At 58.7% G+C, this 21,769-nt stretch carries 17 protein-coding genes, 1 tRNA gene and 2 pseudogenes; 11 read left to right on the top strand and 9 right to left on the bottom strand.

What is annotated here, in order from left to right; translation table 11 throughout:
* Window positions 1-26: 26 nt before the first annotated feature.
* The 3 genes from WLY71_RS04270 to rfbC form a co-directional block, all read right to left on the bottom strand.
* The gene (locus WLY71_RS04270; RefSeq protein ID WP_347802627.1) at window positions 27-1,418 is read right to left on the bottom strand and encodes a sigma-54-dependent transcriptional regulator; all 1,392 of its coding nucleotides are present in this window, start codon (window positions 1,416-1,418) and stop codon (window positions 27-29) included.
* Window positions 1,415-3,223 carry a sensor histidine kinase gene (locus WLY71_RS04265; protein ID WP_347802626.1) on the bottom strand — a complete coding sequence of 603 codons (1,809 nt, stop codon included), beginning with the start codon at window positions 3,221-3,223 and terminating at the stop codon, window positions 1,415-1,417. The genes WLY71_RS04270 and WLY71_RS04265 overlap by 4 nt, the downstream gene beginning before the upstream one ends.
* Window positions 3,224-3,329: 106 nt before the next feature.
* Window positions 3,330-3,875, bottom strand: a complete 546-nt coding sequence (gene rfbC, locus WLY71_RS04260) for a dTDP-4-dehydrorhamnose 3,5-epimerase (protein ID WP_347802625.1) — start codon at window positions 3,873-3,875, stop codon at window positions 3,330-3,332.
* A 196-nt stretch (window positions 3,876-4,071) separates the two neighbouring features.
* Between rfbC and WLY71_RS04255 the strand changes: the two genes are divergently transcribed.
* The 4 genes from WLY71_RS04255 (at window position 4,072) to WLY71_RS04240 (ending at window position 9,736) form a co-directional block, all read left to right on the top strand.
* On the top strand, window positions 4,072-6,984 hold the full coding sequence (locus tag WLY71_RS04255) for an aminotransferase (RefSeq protein ID WP_347802624.1): 2,913 nt from the start codon (window positions 4,072-4,074) through the stop codon (window positions 6,982-6,984).
* Between the two features lie 304 nt (window positions 6,985-7,288).
* Window positions 7,289-8,167: an N-carbamoylputrescine amidase gene (gene aguB, locus WLY71_RS04250; RefSeq protein ID WP_008149347.1), complete on the top strand. Its 879-nt coding sequence runs from the start codon at window positions 7,289-7,291 to the stop codon at window positions 8,165-8,167.
* A gap of 5 nt (window positions 8,168-8,172) precedes the next feature.
* On the top strand, window positions 8,173-9,279 hold the full coding sequence (aguA, locus tag WLY71_RS04245; protein ID WP_347802623.1) for an agmatine deiminase: 1,107 nt from the start codon (window positions 8,173-8,175) through the stop codon (window positions 9,277-9,279).
* 244 nt (window positions 9,280-9,523) lie between these two features.
* Complete coding sequence (locus WLY71_RS04240; protein ID WP_347802622.1) at window positions 9,524-9,736, top strand: hypothetical protein; 213 nt, start codon at window positions 9,524-9,526, stop codon at window positions 9,734-9,736.
* A 165-nt stretch (window positions 9,737-9,901) separates the two neighbouring features.
* On the opposite strand, the gene WLY71_RS04235 is transcribed toward WLY71_RS04240, so the two are convergent.
* Entirely contained in the window at window positions 9,902-11,992 is a 2,091-nt protein-coding gene (locus WLY71_RS04235) for a TonB-dependent receptor (RefSeq protein ID WP_347802621.1), read from the bottom strand.
* Between the two features lie 254 nt (window positions 11,993-12,246).
* Between WLY71_RS04235 and WLY71_RS04230 the strand changes: the two genes are divergently transcribed.
* The 4 genes from WLY71_RS04230 to WLY71_RS04215 all read left to right on the top strand — a co-directional run bounded on the left by WLY71_RS04230 (window position 12,247) and on the right by WLY71_RS04215 (window position 15,959).
* Entirely contained in the window at window positions 12,247-12,918 is a 672-nt protein-coding gene (locus WLY71_RS04230; RefSeq protein WP_347802620.1) for a DsbA family protein, read from the top strand.
* Window positions 12,919-13,170: 252 nt separating this feature from the next.
* On the top strand, window positions 13,171-14,472 hold the full coding sequence (locus tag WLY71_RS04225) for an OprD family porin (protein ID WP_347802619.1): 1,302 nt from the start codon (window positions 13,171-13,173) through the stop codon (window positions 14,470-14,472).
* Between the two features lie 399 nt (window positions 14,473-14,871).
* A complete protein-coding gene (locus WLY71_RS04220; protein WP_033058347.1) occupies window positions 14,872-15,282 on the top strand; it encodes an MbcA/ParS/Xre antitoxin family protein in 411 nt (136 codons plus the stop codon).
* Window positions 15,282-15,959 carry an RES family NAD+ phosphorylase gene (locus WLY71_RS04215; RefSeq protein ID WP_347802618.1) on the top strand — a complete coding sequence of 226 codons (678 nt, stop codon included), beginning with the start codon at window positions 15,282-15,284 and terminating at the stop codon, window positions 15,957-15,959. Before WLY71_RS04220 ends, WLY71_RS04215 begins: the two co-directional genes overlap by 1 nt.
* A gap of 20 nt (window positions 15,960-15,979) precedes the next feature.
* Here WLY71_RS04215 and WLY71_RS04210 read toward each other — a convergent pair.
* Both WLY71_RS04210 and WLY71_RS04205 read right to left on the bottom strand, forming a co-directional pair.
* Window positions 15,980-16,132: pseudogene (locus WLY71_RS04210) on the bottom strand (DUF3077 domain-containing protein); the annotation flags it as partial.
* A gap of 354 nt (window positions 16,133-16,486) precedes the next feature.
* Complete coding sequence (locus tag WLY71_RS04205) at window positions 16,487-17,644, bottom strand: AAA family ATPase (RefSeq protein ID WP_347802617.1); 1,158 nt, start codon at window positions 17,642-17,644, stop codon at window positions 16,487-16,489.
* A gap of 353 nt (window positions 17,645-17,997) precedes the next feature.
* On the opposite strand from WLY71_RS04205, the gene WLY71_RS04200 reads away from it, so the two are divergent.
* The 3 genes from WLY71_RS04200 to WLY71_RS04190 are packed head-to-tail and all read left to right on the top strand — an operon-like array spanning window position 17,998 to window position 19,626.
* The gene (locus WLY71_RS04200) at window positions 17,998-18,219 is read left to right on the top strand and encodes a tautomerase family protein (RefSeq protein WP_347802616.1); all 222 of its coding nucleotides are present in this window, start codon (window positions 17,998-18,000) and stop codon (window positions 18,217-18,219) included.
* Window positions 18,216-18,872 carry a DsbA family oxidoreductase gene (locus WLY71_RS04195; protein ID WP_347802615.1) on the top strand — a complete coding sequence of 219 codons (657 nt, stop codon included), beginning with the start codon at window positions 18,216-18,218 and terminating at the stop codon, window positions 18,870-18,872. The genes WLY71_RS04200 and WLY71_RS04195 overlap by 4 nt, the downstream gene beginning before the upstream one ends.
* 43 nt (window positions 18,873-18,915) lie before the next feature.
* The gene (locus WLY71_RS04190) at window positions 18,916-19,626 is read left to right on the top strand and encodes an SDR family NAD(P)-dependent oxidoreductase (RefSeq protein ID WP_046045535.1); all 711 of its coding nucleotides are present in this window, start codon (window positions 18,916-18,918) and stop codon (window positions 19,624-19,626) included.
* A gap of 65 nt (window positions 19,627-19,691) precedes the next feature.
* Here WLY71_RS04190 and WLY71_RS04185 read toward each other — a convergent pair.
* From WLY71_RS04185 to WLY71_RS04175, 3 genes and pseudogenes are all read right to left on the bottom strand, one after another.
* Window positions 19,692-19,767 (bottom strand) — tRNA-Thr (locus WLY71_RS04185).
* Window positions 19,768-19,897: 130 nt separating this feature from the next.
* Window positions 19,898-21,139, bottom strand: a complete 1,242-nt coding sequence (locus WLY71_RS04180; protein ID WP_347802614.1) for a nucleoside deaminase — start codon at window positions 21,137-21,139, stop codon at window positions 19,898-19,900.
* Between the two features lie 298 nt (window positions 21,140-21,437).
* A pseudogene (locus tag WLY71_RS04175) lies at window positions 21,438-21,769 on the bottom strand (SAM-dependent methyltransferase); the annotation flags it as partial.

Below are 21,769 nucleotides of genomic sequence, written 5' to 3'. Positions count from 1 at the left end.
TTTGAAGATGATGAATTGACGGTAGCTCAATCGAGTTCGTCGGTGTGGCTGCTGCCACCGTCGGCGAAGTTCAGCCCGTGCTTGCGCAGTTTGTCGTGCAAGGTCTTGCGTGGGATGCCAAGGGCTTCGGCGAGGCTGCGCACCGAGCTGTGAGAACGCGCCAGTTCGGCGGCGATCAAGCTCTTCTCGAAGTTTTCCACTTGTTCGCTGAGACCGCCGCTGACCACTTCGACCGTCATGCCGACAGCGCCATCCGCTGCGTTATTGTCCAGGGCCAGTTCCAGGCCCAGGGCAAAGCGTTCGGCCGCGTTCTGCAATTCCCGCACGTTGCCCGGCCAGGTGTGGCGCAGCAGCAGGGCGCGTTGTCCCGGTTGCAACTCGTGGGGTGGCAGACCGTGACGAGCGCTGGCTTCGTCGGCGAAATACTGGAACAGCATCAGTGCATCTTCGCCGCGCTCACGCAGCGGCGGAATACGCAGCGGTGCGACGTTCAGGCGGTAATACAAGTCGGCACGGAAGCGGCCCTGATCGGCGGATTGACGCAGGTCTTCCTTGGTCGCAGCGATGATGCGGATGTCCAACGGGATCAGTTGATTACCGCCCAAGCGCTCGACGACCCGCTCTTGCAGCAAACGCAGCAATTTCACCTGTACATCCAGGCTCATGCTTTCGATTTCATCGAGGAACAACGTGCCGCCATTGGCGAATTCGAACTTGCCGATGCGACGTTTTTGCGCGCCGGTAAAGGCGCCGGGCTCGTGACCGAACAGCTCGCTTTCTACCACCGACTCGGCCAGGGCGCCGGCATTGATCGCCACGAACGGACCGTTACGACGGCTCGACAGATCGTGCAATGCGCGTGCGACAACTTCTTTACCGGCACCGGTTTCGCCAAGGATCAGCACATCGGCCTTGGTCGCTGCCAATGCACCGATCTGCGCGCGCAGGCGCAGCATCGGCGCCGATTGCCCGACCAGTCGGGTGCTCAGCTCATTGCGATCGCTCAGGGCCAGACGCAGGCTGCGGTTGTCCAGCACCAGCCGGCGCAGGGCCAGGGCGCGGCGGACGCTGTCGAGCAGGGCGTCGCTGGCGAAGGGTTTTTCCAGAAAGTCATAAGCCCCGGCGCGCATGGCTTGCACGGCCAGTGGTACATCGCCGTGACCGGTAATCAACAGCACTGGCAGCTCCGGGTCCTGGGCATGCAGTTCGGTCAGCAGTTCGAGGCCGTCCATGCCCGGCATGCGGATGTCGCTGACCACCACGCCCGGCCAGTCACGCTCCAGTTGCCCCGCCAGGCCTTTGGCTTCGGCCAGAGGCAGGATTTTCAGGCCAGCCAGGTCCAGCGTCTGGCTCAAGGCCTGACGCAGGTGGGGATCGTCGTCGATCAGCACGACCTGGATGCGGTTGTCGATGGTCATGCACTTCGGTCCTCGGACGGTTGCAGGCTCACACCCGGTGCGCCTGCACGCAACTTCAGGGTAATCAGGGCGCCACCTTCCTTGTGGTTGGCGAACGACAGTTCACCACCGAAGGCGCGCATCAGGGTTTCGCAAATCGCCAGCCCTAACCCAAGCCCCTGAGTGCGGGTCTTGGTGGTGTAGAAGGGCTCGCTGGCGCGGCCAAGTGCCTCCAGGCAGAACCCGGGGCCATTGTCGCGGATGTACAAATTGACGCCGTCGGCAGTGGATTGGGCACTCAACCAGAGCTTACGTGGCGGGCCTTTTTCCGTCAGGGCGTCCAAGGCGTTGGCCAGCAGATTGCCGAGCACCTGACGCAGACGGGTTTCCCCGGCCTCGACCCACAGGGTGGCGGCCGGCAAGTCGCGGATCAGCTCGACTTCCATGCTGCGTCGACGCTTGGCCAGCAGCGCCAGCGCATCGTCCAGCGCCGGTTGGAGGGCGACGCTTTCCGGGGCGTGGCGATCGCGCCGGGCGAAGGCGCGCAGGTGGGCGATGATCGACGCCATGCGCCCCGTCAGTTCGCTGATCAGCTTGAGGTTGCCGCGCGCATCGTCGGTGCGCTGATGATCGAGCAGCACCTCGGCGTTTTCTGCGTAGCTGCGGATCGCCGCCAGCGGTTGATTCAATTCGTGGCTGATGCTCGCCGACATGGTGCCAAGGGCCGACAGTTTGCCGGCCTGCACCAGATCATCCTGAGCGCGAACAAGCTCTTGCTGGGCCTGTTCGCGTTCCAGCACTTCCTGTTTCAGTCGACGGTTGAGGCCTTCGAGGTCGCTGGTCCGCTCGGCTACCCGGCCTTCCAACTCACGACGGGCCTTGGCTTCGAAGGCGATTCGTTCGAGGTAATGACGGCGTCGCTGCATCATCAGACCCAGCAGCAACATCAAGACCAACAATGTCGCGCCGCCGATGGCGACGACCGTGCGTACCGGGCGATCAATCAAAGTGCGTGGGGCGAGGATGCTGACGTTCCAACCGGTTTCTGCGATGGGCTGGGTTTGTGTCAGCCAGGCGTTGGGGTTGAGCCGCAATGGTTTGGGATCACGGGTCGGATAGGGTTGAATCGCAGCAATAGCCTTGCGTTCTTCTTCGCCCAACGGGCGGGTCGAGCGGAATCGCCACTCGGGCCGCGACGTGAGAATGACCACACCGTTATGGTCCGTCAGCAGCAGTTGTTCCGGGGTTTTGCCCCAGAGGCTTTCGGTGTGGTCCAGGTCGACCTTGACCACCAGCACGCCGATGATCTTTTCGCCGTTACGCACGGCGGCGGCGAAGAAATAGCCACGCTTGGCCGATGTCGTGCCCAAACCGAAAAAGCGCCCAAGCCGCCCGGCCATGGCTTCGCTGAAATACGGCCGGAAGGAAAAATTACGCCCAACGAAACTGTCGTGCTTGTCCCAATTGGACGCGGCCAGGGTCTTGCCCGTGGTGTCCATCAGGTACATGACTTCGGCGCCGGTCTGGGCGCTGATATTTTTCAACAAGCGATTGGCGTTGCCCTGGGTGACGCCATCGTCGGGCGCGCCGAGGACGGCTCGCAGGGCCGGCAGATCGCCGAGGATTTGCGGCAACACTTCATAACGGTGCAGGGTACCCAGCAGGTTGGCGACGTAAAGGTCGAGCGTCTGGCGGTTCTGCCCGGCCAGTTCGCTGCGGTAGTAACGCTCGGCCAGATGCTCCAGCGGCCACAGCAATGGCGCCAGGCACAGCGCGAGCAGGGCCAGGCTGCGCCAGCGGGGTCTGCGGGGGAGGGTTGGAGTCATGAGCATCGAGCGCCTGTGGGTACAGGCGCATTATGCCTAGGCTTGCGGGCGCAGTCTGCGCGCCGTGGGTCAGGCACGACTGTGCGGCGAAGATTCAGACGGTGTTTCAGGAAAAGACGTCAGCGTCCTTGAAGAACGCGGCGGCCTGATCTTTATGGGACAGTTGCGGTGCTTCATCCAGTTGCCAATCGATGGCCAGGTCCGGGTCGTCCCAGCGAATGCAGCGCTCGGCGGACGGAGTGTAGTAGTCGGTGGTTTTGTAGAGGAATTCGGCGAACTCGCTCAACACCACGAAACCGTGGGCGAAACCCTCCGGGACCCAGAGTTGGCGATGGTTCTCGGCGGACAGACGCACGGCCACCCATTTGCCGAAATGTGGCGAGCTGCGGCGAATGTCCACAGCCACGTCGAGTACTTCGCCGACTGTGACGCGAACCAGTTTGCCTTGAGTGTTTTCCAGTTGGTAGTGCAGGCCGCGCAATACGCCTTTTTGCGAACGGGAATGGTTGTCTTGAACGAAATTTGTCTCCAGGCCAGTCGCTTCATTGAAAGCCTTGGCATTAAAGCTTTCATAGAAGAAACCGCGCTCGTCACCAAATACCCTGGGTTCGATGATCAGAACACCGGGCAGGTCGGTGGTGACTACTTTCATGGTCTTTCTCCAGCAATAGGCGTTGATGGGCGACATTCTTGCGCAAAGTGGCGTCCGGTGCGAGTGGAGTGATTTTTTTTCCTGATCCGTTAACTGATTTGTCGAACCTCAGGAGGATTTCAGGCAGGCGAAGGGGTTGCGTATCGCTCAAAGCAGTGGCGATATAAGCGCCTAATAAAATTTCAGGGGTCGTTGTATGCCACTCGCCACGTTGATTCATCGCGCCAGTTTGCCCAGCCCGCAAGTGTCTGCGGAGCAAGCGCTTGAGCTGTTGAAGGGACATTACGGGCTGAGTGGAAGGTTGCAGGCCCTCGGCAGCCAGCAGGATCTTAACTATCGGGTCGACAGCGACCAGGGGCGTTTTGTCCTGAAAATCTGCCGTGGCGACTACTCGGCGCTGGAGCTGCACGCTCAGCACGCCGGGCTTAGGCATTTGGGTGAACACCCCGATGTGCATGTGCCACGAGTGATTCCCGCCAAAAACGGTGCAGACCTTCTCTCCCTGGAAGTCGGCGGCCAACCGGTGCATGTGCGCCTGCTCGATTACATCGAAGGCCAGTCGCTCACACACCTGGATCATCTGCCCGGTTCAGTGGTGGCCGGTTTTGGTCGACTCTGCGGTGAAATGGACCTGGCGCTGGCCGGTTTCGACCATCCGGGCCTTGAGCGCACCCTTCAATGGGACGCCCGTCACGCCAACGCGCTGATCACGCACTTGCTGCCGGTCATCAGCGACGACCAGCAACGCCGGCTGATTGCCGATGCGGCTAAACAGGCCGAGCGTCATTTGCAACCGCTTGTGGATAAGCTGCCAGTGCAGGCGATTCACATGGACATCACCGACGACAACGTGGTGTGGCAGCGAGATTCGCAACGCCAGTGGCAATTGCAGGGCGTGATCGATTTCGGCGACCTGATCCGTACCTGGCGCATCACTGATCTGTCGGTGACCTGCGCAGCGCTGCTGCACCACGCTGATGGCGATCCGTTCTACATTTTGCCGGCGGTTCAGGCCTATCACGCTGTCAATCCGCTCACGCATGAAGAGCTACTGGCGCTCTGGCCACTGATCGTCGCCCGTGCGGCGGTGTTGGTGCTCAGCGGCGAGCAGCAGGTCAATATTGATCCGGGCAACGAATACAGCCGTGACAACCTCACCCACGAGTGGGAGATTTTCCGCGTCGCCACATCGGTGCCGTTGGCGTTGATGGAAGCGGCGATCCTGACCGCCGTCGGCCAGAGCCTGCCGAGCATCGGCAGCGAAGGCTTTGCGCCGCTACTGCCGAGCCTGGTGGGTCGTGAGTTTGCGTTGATCGATTTGGGCGTGCTCAGTCCGCATTTCGAGGCCGGCAACTGGGAGCAGGAGGGGATCGATCAGCGGCTGCTGACCGAAGCTGCCGCGGCTCACGGTCTGGCGGCCAGTCGTTATGGGCAATATCGTTTGTCCCGCACCCGGCCGGACAGCGCCACTGAGCCGGACACGTGCCCATTGCACGTCGAATTGCGAGTGCCCCACGGCACGGCGGTCGAGTCACCGTTTGCCGGGATGGTGCATCAGCCAGCGGCGGGTGTGCTGCAACTGGACGGTCCGCAACTGAGCGTGCGGTTGTGGGGAGTGACCCCGTCGCTGTACACGGGCGCAGCGCTGGTTAAAGGCCAGGTGCTGGGTTCGGTCAGTGGGCCATTGGTGGTGCAGTTGTGCCGAGGCGCTTCGTTCAATGCGCCCTTGTTTTGCACTCCGTCTCGCGCCGCGGCCTGGCAAGCGTTGTGCCCGTCGCCGGCGGTGCTGCTGGGTCTGGCCTGTGACGCCGAAGAGGAACTCGATTCGCAGACGTTGCTGGCCCGCCGCGACGCCAGTTTCGCCCGTACCCAGAAGCACTATTACGTCGACCCGCCGCGCATCGAACGCGGCTGGCGTAATCACCTGATCGACATGCAAGGCCGTTCCTACCTCGACATGCTCAACAACGTCGCGGTGCTGGGCCACGGTCATCCGCGCATGGCCGCGGTCGCCAGTCGTCAGTGGTCACTGCTCAACACCAACTCGCGTTTTAACTACGCGGCGATTGCCGAGTTCTCCGAACGTTTGCTGAAACTGTCGCCGGACTCCATGGATCGAGTGTTCCTGGTCAACAGCGGCACCGAGGCCAACGACCTTGCGATCCGTTTGGCGTGGGCCTACAGCGGCGGTCGCGACATGCTCAGTGTGCTTGAGGCGTATCACGGCTGGTCGGTGGCAGCCGATGCGGTCTCGACCTCGATTGCCGACAACCCGAAGGCCTTGAGCAGCCGTCCGGACTGGGTGCATCCGGTCACCGCGCCGAACACCTATCGCGGCGAATTCCGTGGGCCGGGCAGTGCGCCGGACTACGTGCGCAGCGTCGAACACAACCTGGCGAAAATTGCCGAGCAGAAACGTCAGCTGGCTGGTTTCATCTGCGAGCCGGTGTACGGCAATGCCGGCGGTATCTCGCTGCCGCCGGGGTATTTGAAGCAGGTTTATGCGCTGGTTCGTGCTCAGGGCGGTGTCTGCATCGCCGACGAAGTGCAGGTCGGTTACGGCCGCATGGGCAACTTTTTCTGGGGTTTCGAAGAACAAGGCGTGGTGCCGGACATCATCACCATGGCCAAAGGCATGGGCAACGGCCAGCCGTTGGGCGCGGTGATCACCCGTCGGGAAATCGCCGAAGCGCTGGAGGCCGAGGGTTACTTCTTCTCGTCGGCCGGCGGCAGCCCGGTCAGTTGCCAGATCGGCATGGCAGTGCTGGATGTGATGGAGGAAGAAAAGCTCTGGGAAAACGCTCAGGTCGTGGGCGGGTATTTCAAGGAACGGCTTGAAGCGCTGATCGATATTCATCCGCTGATGGGCGCGGTGCATGGTTCCGGCTTCTATCTAGGCGTCGAGTTGATCCGCAATCGCGAAACCCTGGAACCGGCAACCGAAGAAACAACGGCGCTGTGTGATCGATTGCGCGAGCTGGGGATCTTCATGCAGCCGACTGGCGATTACCTGAACATCCTCAAGATCAAACCGCCGATGGTGACCTCGCGTCAGAGCGTGGATTTCTTCGTGGACATGCTGTCGAAGGTGCTCGCCGAGGGTCTGTAAACACCCATCCCCTGTGGGAGCGAGCTTGCTCGCGATAACGGTCCAGCATTCAACATCAATGTTGGCTGGTCTGGCCTCATCGCGAGCAAGCGCGCTCCCACAGGGATAGCGTAAAGTTCGATTATTATCTGGGTTACTTGAGTTAATTTCGACAGGCGGACTGTTTTTAGCTTTAAAAGCCGATTTTTATCGGCTATAAAGTCACCGCTGCCCACGGTGTGGACCCACCACGCCCGGTGCTTCCCATTTCTGTCATTGGTCGATGCCACACTCGACCGTCAAGCAATTGCCCCGGAGATGATTCATGAGCCGTATCGTTACCGTCGCCGCCACCCAGATGGCCTGTTCCTGGGACCTTGAAGCCAATATCGAGACCGCTGAGCGGCTGGTCCGTGAGGCCGCGGCGCAAGGCGCGCAGATCATCCTGATCCAGGAACTGTTCGAGGCTCCGTACTTCTGCCAGAAGCCGAACCCGGATTACCTGCAGCTGGCCACGACCGTTGAAGACAACGTCGCCATCAAGCACTTCCAGAAAGTCGCCAAAGAACTGCAAGTGGTTTTGCCGATCAGCTTCTACGAACTGGCGGGCCGCGCGCGTTTCAACAGCATCGCGATCATCGATGCCGACGGCAGCAACCTCGGGATTTATCGTAAAAGCCATATCCCGGACGGCCCTGGCTACCACGAAAAGTATTACTTCAATCCGGGCGATACCGGCTTCAAAGTCTGGAACACCCGTTACGCGAAAATCGGCGTGGGTATCTGCTGGGACCAGTGGTTCCCGGAATGCGCCCGCAGCATGGCGTTGCTGGGCGCGGAAATCCTGTTCTACCCGACCGCGATCGGCAGCGAGCCACACGACAAGACCATTTCGTCCCGTGATCACTGGCAGCGCGTGCAACAAGGCCATGCCGGCGCCAACCTGATGCCGCTGATCGCCAGCAACCGCATCGGCAACGAAGAGCAGGACGGCTACGACATTACGTTCTACGGCTCGTCGTTCATCGCCAACCAGTTCGGCGAGAAGGTTCAAGAACTCAACGAAACCGAAGAAGGTGTACTGGTTCAGAGCTTCGACCTGGACGAACTGGAACACATCCGCAGCGCCTGGGGCTCGTTCCGTGATCGTCGTCCGAACCTGTATGGCACACTGAAAACCCTCGACGGTTCCCTGGAGTCCTGATCGCCATGACCACTTTGCACAGCACGCCTCGCGCCGACGGCTTTTACATGCCCGCCGAATGGGCGCCGCAAACCCAGACCTGGATGATCTGGCCCGAGCGCCCGGACAACTGGCGTCTGGGTGGCAAACCGGCGCAAGCCGCGCACGTCGCGGTAGCCAAAGCCATTGCCCGTTTTGAACCGGTGACCGTGGCGGTTTCCGCCGGCCAATACGAAAACGCCCGTGCCCGTCTGGACGTGCCGAATATTCGTGTGGTGGAAATGTCCAGCGACGACGCCTGGGTTCGCGACACTGGTCCGACGTTTGTCATCAATAACAGTGGCGAAGTCCGTGGTGTGAATTGGGACTTCAACTCGTGGGGCGGTTTCGATGGTGGTCTGTATTCGCCGTGGAATCGCGATTCCCAGGTGGGCGGCAAGATCCTTGAGATCGAGCGCAGTCAGCGCTACCGCACCCAGGGTTTTGTACTTGAAGGCGGTTCGATCCACGTTGATGGCGAAGGCACGCTGATCACTACCGAAGAATGCCTGCTTAACCGCAATCGCAATCCGCACATGAACCGTGCAGAGATCGAAGCGGTGCTCAGCGCCAATCTGGCTGTGGATAAAATCATCTGGCTACCGGACGGTTTGTTCAACGACGAAACCGACGGCCATGTGGATAACTTCTGCTGCTACGTGCGTCCGGGCGAAGTGTTGCTGGCCTGGACCGATGACCCGCAGGATCCGAACTACCCGCGCTGCCAGGCGGCAATGAAAGTGCTGGAAATCAGCACCGACGCCAAGGGTCGCCCATTCACGGTGCACAAGATGCCGATTCCGGGGCCGCTGTTTGCGACCGAAGAAGAGTGCGCTGGTGTTGATCCGGTGGACGGAACTCAGGAACGTAATCCGACCGTGCGTCTGGCCGGTTCCTACGTGAACTTTCTGATCGTTAACGGCGGCATCATCGCGCCGAGCTTTGACGATCCGTTGGATGGCCCGGCAAAAGAGATTTTGCAGGCACTGTTCCCGCAGCACGAAGTGGTGATGGTGCCCGGCCGCGAACTGTTACTGGGAGGCGGTAACATCCACTGCCTTACCCAACAACAGCCAGCGCCGCACAAGGAGTGAGTGGGGTTGTAACAGCTTGAGTTGATTGCAGAATCGGCCCGACAACTGTTTTTCCCTCCCGCGTTACAGGAAGCCCGCAGCCCTTCAGGACTGTGGGCTTTTTTGTATCCGCTTGTCGACAGTTTCTAAACCTTGGCACAGCTCTTGTATCTCTCCTGGTGTAAAACAGGGAGGAGAGAACTGCGATGTTCTGTCATAAACCTTGGATAAGTTAGCCGCTCACACACCAGGAGAGAGCGCGGAAATGAACGCCGAAGTGAATGTAGTGAGCGAGCGGGCGTTGCATCCCCTGGCAGTAAACAGCGATTCACTCCAGATCCTGGCGCACTGGTTGAAGTCCAATGGAACGCGTCAGATCAGAGAACCTGATCCGCGCCGGATGATGATCGAGCGCTACCCCGCTGGTTTATTCAGCGAAGCGGAGCTGGAAGCGTTGTGGGATGTGATGGAAGGATAAGAAGAAAAACAACGGATTGGTAAAAGCGCTGCCGGGATGGCGGCGCTTTTTTTTTGCCAGTTGGAAAGGGTGGCGCCTGTCAGCACGCCAAGATCGCAGCCTGCGGCAGCTCCTACACCGATCTATGTAGGAGCTGCCGCAGGCTGCGATCTTTTGATCTTGCCCTTAAAAGCTGTAGGTCCCGGTCACGACCAGGCTGCGCGGTTCACCCGGCTGAATCTGCGCCGCGCTGGTGGCCGACGAGTAATAGGTCTTGTCGCTGATGTTGTTCAGCGCCGCGCGCAAATCCCAATCCTTCTGCCGGAACCCGGCCAATGCATCCCAACGGCCATAACCCGGCAGGACGGTGGTGTTGAGGTTGTCGGCATAACGCTGGCCTACCAGGGTCAGACCGGTTTCAGCGTACCAGCCCATTTCCGGCTTCCAGGTCAGGAACAGGCTGCCGTTATGCTTGGCCACGTTGCTGATGCGTTTGCCTTCAAAGCCGTTGTTGTCCTTTTCGACCGTCGCGTCCTGCACACCCACGCCACCGCGCACGTACCAGTTGCCGGCGATTTTGCCGGTGCCAGTCAGCTCTATCCCGCGGGAACGTTGCACGCCGGTCATCAAGGTGACGGTCGGATCGTTGGGATCGCTGGTACGGCGGTTGTAGAGTTCCAGTTCGTAGATCGCCAACGTGGTGCTCAGGCGATCATCGAGCCAGTCGCTCTTCACGCCGATTTCTTTTTGCTTGGTCAGCTCGGGACTCAGGTCGTTGCTGTTGCCGGCGGCGCCCGGGGTGATGCCGATCAAACCACCGCCGACCGGGGAAAAAGTCTTGGTCCAGGAGGCGTAGAAGGAATGATTCTGCAGCGGCGTCCACACCAGTCCTACACGCGGGCTGGTGCTATGGCTGTCGCGATCTTCGGAAATGTCCCGCAGCTTGTTGGTCGACTCGATGTCGAAGGTGTCGTAACGCAAACCCGCCAGCAGTTGCCATTGATCGTTCAGACGCAGTTGATCCTGCACGTACACCGCACGGCTGTCGACTTCGGTGTGAGTGCTGCTGGAAACCTGCATCCGTCCGGTATGGCGCAAATTGCGGTCGGGGTTGTACAGGTCCAGTGCCGGCACCGGCTGAGTCCCGCGTCCGGTGGCCGCGTTGTACAACGTAGGGTCGCGCCGCTGGCTGCCGATTTCGATGCCGGTCAGCAAACGATGTTCAAGGCCGAACGTGTCGAAACCGCCTTCCAGTTCGACGTTGTTGTAGACGTTGCGGGTGGTCAGGTCCTGTTGCCAGTGCTGGCGCGTGACCTTGTTGGTCGCCGGGGTGTAACCGGTCAGGTAGGTGTTGTCGAAATCGCTGTTGAGCTTGAACACGCCCAGGGTGTGGCGCAGCTGCCAGTTGTCGTTGAGCTCATAACTGAGCTTCGAGCGCAGGGATTGCGACTTGTCGTCGATGAAATCGTGTTCGCTACCGTAGGTCGTATCCCGTCCTACGTCCGCCGGGCGCCCGTTTACACCGGGGATGCCGCGATCCGGCGTACGGTTGTAGCGGCTGTATTCGTACTGCACCAGCCAGTTCAGGTCCGGCGTCAGTTGCCAGCTCATCGACGGAGCGAACAGTTGGCGATTGCCGCTCACGCCATCGCGGAAGCTGTTTTGATCCATGTTGCCCATGTTCAGGCGCAGGCTGATGTTCTCGCTCGGGTCGGTGCTGAGGTCGGCGTAGAGGCTGCGCAAATCATCGCTGCCGCCCTGGGCCTCGAGGGTCGAGCGGCGACCGAATTCGGGCAGTTTGCTGACCCGATTGACGATCCCACCCTGACTGCCACGGCCATACAAAACAGCGGCCGGGCCTTTGAGGACTTCGACGCGTTCGATGTTGTGCAAATCGCGCACGTATTGGCTGTCGTCGCGGATGCCGTCGAGGTAGAAGTCGTTGCTGGCGTCGAAACCGCGGATGCGCAGGCTGTCGAAGCGAGTGTCGGCGCCGCTGCTGACGTTGGGGATGCCGCTCAGCGCGGTGCCCAGATCGTTGGTGCCGTAATCCACGACGTTCGCGGTTTTAATCGAGTCGATGGCTTGTGGAACGTAGCGCACCGGCGTGGCGGTGCGGGTCGCGGTGCTGGTTTCCTTCACGCGCGGGTCATCGGCTTCAGCTTCGGCGCTGATCGACGTCTCGGGTAAAACGGTGGCGGCGGCGCAGGCAAAACCGGCAGAGAGAAATGCAGAAAGCCCAAGGGTGACGGGCGTGAGGCGAAAGGGGGCAGGCATCTGAAGCGCATCCGAAAGGGTGGAGAAATTCGAGGGCGCGAATGGTAATGCTTGTTATTTACTTCCGTTAATTATTCTTGAAAGGTTTCGCTGTTGGATTATTTCGAATTGTGTCGAGATGGCTAGAGTGGGGCGGTGAGGTCATTTGACCGATTCATGAAACAGACTGAAAGCCATTGCAGCGTTTTTCAGAAACGGGCGGAGGACTAATCTGCCGGCATCTCGTTTTCCTACGCTTTTGCCGGAGTCTTCCCATGATCCTTCACTACATTTACGACCCGTTATGCGGCTGGTGCTATGGCGCAAAACCTCTGGTGCAAGCAGCCCAGGCTGTGTTGCCAGTGATCGCCCACGGCGGCGGCATGATGACCGGCGCCAACCGCCAGACCGTCTCGCCACAACTGCGCAACTACGTAATGCCCCACGACCGTCGCATTGCCGAGTACACCGGCCAGCCGTTCGGCGAGGCGTATTTCGAAGGATTGCTGCGCGATGAGACAGCGGTGTTCGATTCCGCACCGCCGATTGCCGCGGTGCTGGCAGCCGAGCAGATTGCCGGCCGCGGACTGGAGTTGCTGGAGCGTTTGCAGAGTGCTCACTACGAGGAAGGTCGACGCATTGCCGATGAAGCTGTGTTGTTAGAACTCGCGAAAGACATTGGTCTGGAACCTCAAGCGTTCAAGGCTGCTTTCAAAGAAGCTGAAACCGATCGCCACATCAAGGACAGTCGAGCGTTCTTGGCCGAAGTCGGCGGCCAGGGTTTCCCGACCTTCGCCCTGGAACACAACGGCCAATTCACCCTGATCGATATCGGCATGTGGCTCGGCAAGCCGCAAGCGTTCGCGGCATGGCTGAGTCAGTCGCTTCCCGCACAAGCATCGTCATCGGAGCTTCAAGCCTGTGGCCTCGACGGCTGCGCCCATTGACGTCGACAAGTGATTTCTTAGACGTTTTTCGCCTAATTACAGACGATTCATGAAATTGACACATCGTTAAGGGCGCGGCTAGGATTCGCCCCACGCCTGTGGCTAACCGCCATGACTCATAAAATAACAAAAAGGCCCGCCACGATTTCTTCGTGCGCGGGCCTTTTTGTTTGGGGTGAAAAAAGAGTGCGATAGCGCCGTTTCAGCCGTTCGACACAGCGCGTATCAACCGGTCATAAGGAAAAGAACAACATGTTGAACAAGCGAATCAGCCTGATCGCTCTGGGGATGTTGAGTGCTACACAGGTCATGGCTAACGACCAGGCCGAATCCAAGGGTTTTGTTGAAGACAGCAGCCTCAAAGTGCTGCTGCGCAATGCCTACATCAATCGCGACAAAAAAGACGGCAACGACGACCAGCGTGAATGGGGTCAGGCTGCCATCGGCACCTACACCTCGGGCTTCACCCAAGGTACCGTCGGCGTGGGCGTTGATGCCTTCGGTCTGTACGGCTTGCGTCTGGACCGTGGTAGCCACAGCGGTGGCCAAGGCATCGACTTCTTCAAGGAAGGCGACAGCGGTAACCCGGCCGGCGATCTGGCCAAAGCCGGTGGCGCGGTAAAATTCCGCGTATCCAGCACCGTCCTGACCTACGGCGACCAGATGCCGACCTTGCCGGTGTTGAATTACGACAACTCCCGCCTGCTGCCTGAAAGCTACACCGGCACCCTGATCACCTCCAAGGAGATCAAAGGCCTGGAGCTGAACGCCGGTCGCTTCACCGCCGAATCGCGCAAAAGTGCTGAAGGCCGTGACAGCGGTGGCCTGAAGTCGATCAACGTGTTGGGCGGTAGTTACCAGTTCACCGAACAGTTCAAGGCTGCGCTGTACGCCTCCGACGTCGAAGACGTGTTGAAGAAGCAATACGTGAACGCCAACTACGTGTTCCCGATCGACAAGGATCAGTCCCTGACCCTGGACTTCAACGGCTACCGCACCAAGCTGGACAGTTCCTACGTCCGCGAAAACACCGTGCCCGGCCAAAGCATCGTCACCGGCGACGACAACAAAATCTGGAGCCTGGCCGCCACATTCGCCACCGGCGCGCACTCGTTCACGCTCGCCCACCAGCGCAGCACCGGCGACAGCAACCTGGGCTACCCCTACGGCGGCTACCAGAAGGACCAAGGTCGCGTCGGCGACGGCGGCAACACCATCTACTTGGCGAACTCTTACTGGTCCGACTTCAACGCCGAAGACGAACGCAGCTGGCAGCTGGGCTACGGCCTGGACTTCAGCACCTTCGGTGTTCCAGGCCTGAGCTACAACTTCGCCTACGTGCGCGGCGACAACATCACCACCTCCACCAGCGAAGGCGGTACCGAGCGCGAAATCTTCAACCAGATCAAATACGTCGTGCAAAGTGGCCCGGCCAAAGACCTGAGCGTGAAACTGCGCAGCTCGATCCTGCGTGTGTCGCAGAAATCGAGCGAGTACAACTCCAGCGGTAATGAAGTGCGTGTGTTCGTGGATTATCCGATCAACATTTTCTGATGATCGGTTGCGCTATCGAGGCTTGATGCAAGGCTGAGAAAGGAAAAGCCCCGACTGGTTCGGGGCTTTTTTCTGGGCGCAGCAGCGCTCTGGCTTGCGCCACCGGTCGATTCGAGCTGCCCGTCACAGCCTGGATTTTCCATCGCGAATGATCGAAACGACAAACTGGGTCGCGCGCGGCAACAGCATTGGACGCCGATTGAGCGGGAGTGGCGGTTGATTATCGGTGCGACGGCCGAAGAAGCGGCACTGGCGCCGTTTCATGCGAACAAGCAAATTACCGTGGAAACCGTGATCGTCGAAAAGCCTTAGAAAATCCGCAAGCGAACAAAAATTAAAAGAATGTTCGAATCTGTACTACTCTGAAGGCACAACCCTTTGCCTGAAGGAGTCCTTGCAATGGCCACTTCATCCCCCGTCCGCACTGCTCCTCAAGAACTCGACACCCCGGAAGCCGGCCGCGTGGCGCTCAAGTTCTTCTTCAACCTGATGGAGCGTTGGGGCTGCACCGCCGAAGAACAGCGCACGCTGCTGGGCAAGGTCGGCAACACCACCTTCTATAAATACAAACACCTGCCGCCCAATGTGCGTCTCCCCCACGACACGCTGGAGCGCATCTCCTACCTGATGGGCATCCACAAAGCCCTGAGCATCATCTTCAGCAACAACCGCGACCGCGCCTACAAATGGGTCAGCAGTCCGAACACCGCCGCGCCGTTCAATGGTCAATCCGCCTTGAGCTACATGCTGGCCGGCCGGGTGGTGGACATCGCTGACGTGCGTCGCTACCTCGATGGCGTCCGCGGCTGATGGCCCCGGAAGTCGTGCTCCCCGAGTGGAACCGTGCTTATCGGATGATCAACAGTGCGTTCCCCCCGATCACCCTGTTTGAAGACGTGCTCGACCCTGAAGACCTGCAAACCGCCTACGCCCTGGAAGCCCTGACCAACGACCGGTTGGTGCAAGAAGCCGGCGTGCTCTCCCGTGTGCTGCCCGAAGACCGAATCTCCGGCCCCGGCTCATCACCGGTCATGGCCGCGTTCACCCACATTGGCAAAACCAGCCGCTTCACCGACGGCACCTACGGCGTCTACTACGCCGCCAGCAGTCAGGCCGCCGCCATCGCCGAGACGAGCTATCACCAGGAACGCTTCCTCGCCGCGACCAACGAGCCCGACATCGAGTTGACCCTGCGCACCTACGTCAACAAAGTCGTCAAACCGATGCATGACATTCGCCAACACTACCCCGAGCAGCACAACCCGGATCCTGACGCTTACGGGTCATCACAGGCGTTTGCCCGTCAACTGCGTGAAACCTTGTCGTGGGGGCTGCTTTACAACAGCGTCCGGCTGCCCGGCCATGAATGTGTCGCTGCGTTTCGTCCGCCGGCCGTTTCGATTCCGAAGCAAGGCAAGCACATTCGATATGTGTGGAGTGCGAGCAGTCGGAAGATTTCGTTTGTGTTTGAGGTCAGCGAGGTGTGAGCCGTGTCTAGTCCTGAAACTGATGCGAGAAGTTTGGCGATGTGGAGCAGATCGGAAGCGTGGGAGAGGGCTTTGATCACCGAGACACCGGCATTGTTGCGAAACAGCGGTTGGTTGGCGTGGCAGGAGAAAGGGGTGAGACCGATGGTTTTCAGGTCTTGGGGGTTAGTCATTGGGCACCTCCGGTTTTTGGGCGGTGGTGGGTAACCAGTGAAGCAGAATTGAAAATTTTGGACGGATCGATAGCGGGCATTAGCAAAAACACCTGAATCAAAGTTAGAGCTACCACGTTCGTTATCAGGCGAATGGGTGGCTGCTATGCGCGGGCTGATAAACCGGAGATACAGGAACCCGGCAGACCCGAAGGTCTCCCACGCACAGACGCCATTACACGGAAATGCAGGCACAAAAAAACGCCAACAATCGTGATTATGGGCGCTTGTGCGCCTGTATCTTACTCGGGTTATCAGGCCCGGTCGCTGAGTTGGCAGCGACGGTTTGAAGCAACTGCAACAGTGTAGAGATCGTTAGCTAGCTTCAATCAGCGCTCGTTCTTCCAACCAAATCTCCTGAACAAACTGGTCCGTAATCGCATAAATTCCATGCCCGCGCCGCATGATGATGTTCTCGGCAACCAGTGCAATTACCACTGGCTGAATTTCTTCAACGCGCACCTCACGACCCACGATCTTCGAATACTCAGCTGCAGCATCGATGGAGAAAATACCCCGAGCATCGCCTTCCGTAGACGCGATTTTGTTGAAAATAGCCTGAGCCAAACTACCTAACAGCTCCACTTTTTCTAGTTCGATGCTGGCCGCCGCCGAGCGCAAAGTGCTGGCAATAACAGGCAGGAAAAGATCGGGATCACCTTCTTGCTGCATGAGCTGTCGCAAGGCTTTGAGCATTTCCTCAGGCCGGTTCCCCAAGGTATTGAATGCTTCGATGGCGACTTCGAGTGAAGGTAGCTTCTCTTTCTTCACCGTCGCAGCGAGCCGGTTGAGCAGGTATTTAACGTAATCCCCTTTCAGCACTGGATACGCTGTCGATGTCGCGCCAGAAAACGCCTGGTTCCTCTTTGCCGTGAGTTCGCTGACTTGCGCCCTGTGCGATCCCGTTCCAATAAACAGAAAGTAACCCGGTGTATCTGGTCGAGGATTGATCGCATCACGAGCAGCTTTGAGTGCCAGAAGCAGCTGATTACCATCGTCGGACGAAATGGCGTGCTGTACTTCGTCGATGATCAGCACCAAGTCGGTTTTCGCTTGATCAACAACCTCTGTCAGCGCCTGCGCCAGCGTTGGCCCACCTGAGTTCCCGATGCTGTCGAGTTTGAAACCAAATTTGAATCCTGCAGCGCCTATATCAGCAGCGCTGACACGCTTGAGCATTTCGAGCAAACCGGAACCCGGCGTTTGCAGCTCTTGCAGGGTTTTACGGATGGCGTCATGCACCAGTGTCGCTGGATTGGCCAGTGTGTCGCTCCATAGGTCGACGTAAATGACCAGAGCACCCGCTTCTTCCAGCGCAGGGATGAGGTCGCTCCTCAGGAATGTCGTTTTTCCGGTCCTGCGTAGGCCGGATAAAAACAGACCTGAGCGCAAACCTTCATCGAGAACGCCCGGATTGAGAAGCTGGTTCGCCATTTCTTCGGCCAATTCAGGACGCTGAAAAATGCTGCTCATGCAATTACCTCTTTTTATGGATACGCCATAATTATTGGCCAGCCATAATTTAGCATAAAGACTGGGAGCTGGCCTGAGGGCGCTCCAATCGCCATTTCCAGAGCGAAAAGGAAGTTTTACCGACATGTCGTTGGCAGCGACATAACATCAAGACGTGTCGCAGAAATTGAAAAATAGCGACACGTTCGAACCAAAGAGATCGTTGTCAGGTACAAAAATTTCGCGTCAAGCTAATTACACCAAGTAACTAATGATGTTCCCGCCCCCACCTTTATCCCCTCCAGCTAACTCCCTACATTGAACTCCAACGCCTACCCATTCATTCCGAAGGGAAGGTCACTTGGAGATTCCTCATGCCTTTCGTAAGCGTACGCATCACCCGCGATGGCGTTACCTCAGAGCAGAAAGCTCAGGTGATCGCCGAAATCACTGAAACCCTGGAACGCGTTCTCAACAAGGACCCGCAACTGACCCACATCGTGATCGAAGAAGTCGACACCGATAACTGGGGCTACGCCGGCATCACCACCACCCAGTACCGCAAGCAACTGGCTGAGGCGGAGGGGCAGTCATGACCGCGACCGTCTCCATCGATTTCATCTCCGACGTGGTGTGCCCGTGGTGCGCCTTGGGCGCGACGGCGCTGGAGCAGGCGATCGAGAACGTGGCGGGTGAAGTCTCGATAGAGCTGACCTACAAGCCCTTCGAGTTGAACCCGGACATGCCGGCAGTCGGCGAAAAAGCGGTTGAGCACTTGATGCGCAAATATGGACGAACCGCCGAAGACGTCGCCGCCGGCAAAGCGATGCAGATCGCTCGCGGTGAGGCCATTGGCTTCAAGTTCGATCTGGAGAAGCGCAGCCACTTCTACAACACGTTTGATACTCACCGGTTGTTGATGTGGGCGTTGCAGGAAGGGCGGCAGGTCGCACTGAAGAAAATCCTGCTGCGCGCTTACTTCACCGACGGCCAGAACCCGAGCGATCGCGAGACGCTGGTTCGTCTGGCTGTTGAAGCAGGACTGGATGCGGCAGGTGCTCAAGAGGTGTTGGCGTCCGGAGCGTTTGCCAAGGAAGTGCGTGAGCTTGAAGCGTTTTACCGCCAGCGCGGCATCAATTCGGTTCCGGCCATGGTGCTTAACGGTCGTCACCTGGTGTCCGGTTCGCAGTCGGTCGAGTACTACGAACAGATGTTGAGACAAATGGCGAAGGCCCCCGCCGAAGCCTGATTACTTACTTTTTCAAACCATCATTTATTAGTTGAGGTTCATCATGAGCAATTCGAAAAAAGTCATCGTTATCACTGGCGCCTCCCAAGGTCTCGGCGCAGGCATGGTCAAGGCGTTCCGTGATCTGGATTACAAGGTTGTCGCCACTTCGCGTTCGATCAAACCGTCCACCGACCCGGACATCCTCACCGTGGCGGGCGACATCGGCAACCCGGAAGTCGCCCAGCAAGTCATCCGTGAAGCCATCGCACGTTTTGGTCGCATCGACACCCTGGTCAACAACGCCGGGATCTTCGTTGCCAAACCGTTCACCGCTTACACCCCGGAAGACTACGCCGCAGTGCTGTCGGTGAACCTGAACGGTTTCTTCTACATCACCCAACTCGCGATCACCGAGATGGAAAAACAAGGAAGCGGCCACGTCGTCAACATCACCACCAGCCTGGTGGACCACGCCATCGACGGTGTGCCGTCGGTACTGGCTTCGCTGACCAAAGGTGGTTTGAACGCGGCAACCAAGTCCCTGGCCATCGAGTACGCCAAGCGTGGGATTCGGGTGAATGCGGTTTCCCCGGGCATCATCAAGACGCCGATGCATGGCGAGGAAACTCATGAAGCGCTGGGGAATTTGCACCCGGTCGGGCATATGGGTGAGATCAGTGATATTGCGCAGGCGGTTGTTTATCTGGATAGCGCCAACTTTGTTACTGGCGAGATTCTGCACGTTGATGGTGGGCAGAGCGCGGGTCACTAAGGCCTGGTTTTCCAAACCCCGAAAACAACAAAGCCCTCGTATTTCTACGAGGGCTTTGTTTTGTATGGTGCCGGCACCAGGAGTCGAACCCGGGACCTACTGATTACAAGTCAGTTGCTCTACCAACTGAGCTATACCGGCGTGTTAGGGCGACGATTATAGCGATTGGGTTGGTTCTGTAAACCCCTGAATTCAGACTATTTTTGCGGAGGCGTCAGGCCGGCCCCGCGGACGCTTCTGCGGGGCCGGTCAATGCGATTGCTTTAAAGCGTTACACGCCGTTTTTAACCGCGTTGATCAGGTCCTGACTCAGCACCTGCGCGGGCGCCACTTGCACGCTTTGCGTGTAGAACGGCGGCAGGTTTTGGGCCAGTGTCGACAGCGCTTGTGCGGTGGTGTTGCCCGGCAGCAGCACGTATTGGAGGTTGGACGGATAGCTCTGCGGCACGGGGCCTTCCATGGTCGAACCGTACGCGCCGAAGGTCATCACGGCCTGCGGGGTGGTGGGGTCGGGGGCGTAGAGGAAGACGAAGGTGCCGTACTTTGGATGCGTCAGGTATTGCTCGGCCTGGGCGCGAACCGTCGGGTCGGGGTCGTTCATCAGGGTCCAGCGCATGACCGCGTAGTTGCGGGTGGTTTCCATGAACGCTGTACGAATTGGCGACTGGTTCTCGACGCCTCCCAGACACACCAGCAGGTTGCCGAACGGATCGATGAGGGCTACCGAGTTGAACACCGTGCTTTGTTGCGCGGTTTTCAGTAGCGGCGGGGCGAGTTCTGCGCCAGGGTCGCGTGGGTTCGCCGATTGCACGGTCAGCGCAAACGGGCTCAGCGCAGTCAGTGCTTGGCGCACTTTGCTGTTGGCCGGAAGGTTTGCCGGGTTTTGCAGTTGATCCGGTGGCAGACCGCTGTTGTTGCTGGCCTCGCGTACGGTGTTGACGCTGGCGGAGAAGATCGAACTGGTGAGGAAGTAAGCCGCCGAGTCGATGGTCTGACCGCCGAATACCGGGCTGGTCGAACCTTGATAAGCCCGGCTGACAGGCGCCGCAATCGCGTAATAACCCCAGGTGTCCTGCGCCTGTTGGCGGATCTGCGGCGGCAGCGACGGAAAGGTGAACTGGCTGTTGTAGTTGATGCCTGCGTAGTCATCGATCGCACTGACGGCGACGTTAAATCCTGCAGTCAGCAGTGAACCAGCGCACATGGCGCACGGGTCCAGCGTGGTGACGACAGTCAACTGATTGGGCGGTGGCAGGTTCAATGGCGCGACGTTTTCGTAGTACCAGTCCACCAATTGCCGCTCGCCGTGTGCGGTCGGGTCATGAGGTAGAAAGTAAGTGGTGCCACTGCCGGGGTAAGGCATCAGCACATTGTTGTGCAGCGCGGCGATGACTTCGCCCGTTGCGTTGTTGATGATGGCGCCACCCACCGCGAAGGTTTGCTGCAGCGCAGCATCAATGGCTTGGTTGGCGACGGTATCGACGGCTTCCTGTGCACTGTTCAATGTGCTCATGTTTTTCCCAGCTCCTTGCTGTTTGAGCGCCAGGCAATTCTGGCGTTTGGAAAAGATAGTTGAGGTTTCGCAGGTCGTTTATCTTGTTTTGGCTGAACGCTTATGCACAACGGGATCTGTACCGCACCTGCTTAGAGGCAAATTTGTGGAGCCGTTCTCATTTGATCGCAAATGCCTGTTTTTCCGATTTTTTTACAGGTGTACGAAAATTGAACAGTTGTGTTTCAGCTCCGAAACAGCCGTATATATTGGATCCATGATAATTTCATCCCCAGAGTTATCCACAGGCTGAGGCGCTTTATGGGCGCTCAGCCAGGATCAGGAAATTACGCGGTGTAAGCGGGGTTTCGCAGAAGGTTCCGAGGCGAACCGCATACCCTTGCTCGGCGAGGAAAAGGGCTCGATCGAGTACCAGCCACAGCTCCAATGGGCGTCGGAAAAGTCCGCGCAGTAGCTCCAGATTGCGCACTTCGGCCAATCGCTGCCAACCAGTGGCTTCAAGTGCTGACCAATCCTGCGGGCCGATTGTGGATAACTCTTTAAGCGCGGCCAAATGATGGCAGTAATCAGCGAAGGATTTATCCAGCCAGGCACTGGGGAGGGAAGGGGTGGGCAGGTATTCGTCTATGC

Source organism: Pseudomonas rossensis, assembly GCF_039888995.1.
GTDB classification, from domain to species: domain Bacteria; phylum Pseudomonadota; class Gammaproteobacteria; order Pseudomonadales; family Pseudomonadaceae; genus Aquipseudomonas; species Aquipseudomonas rossensis.
This window is presented reverse-complemented; position numbering and strand designations above follow the sequence as displayed.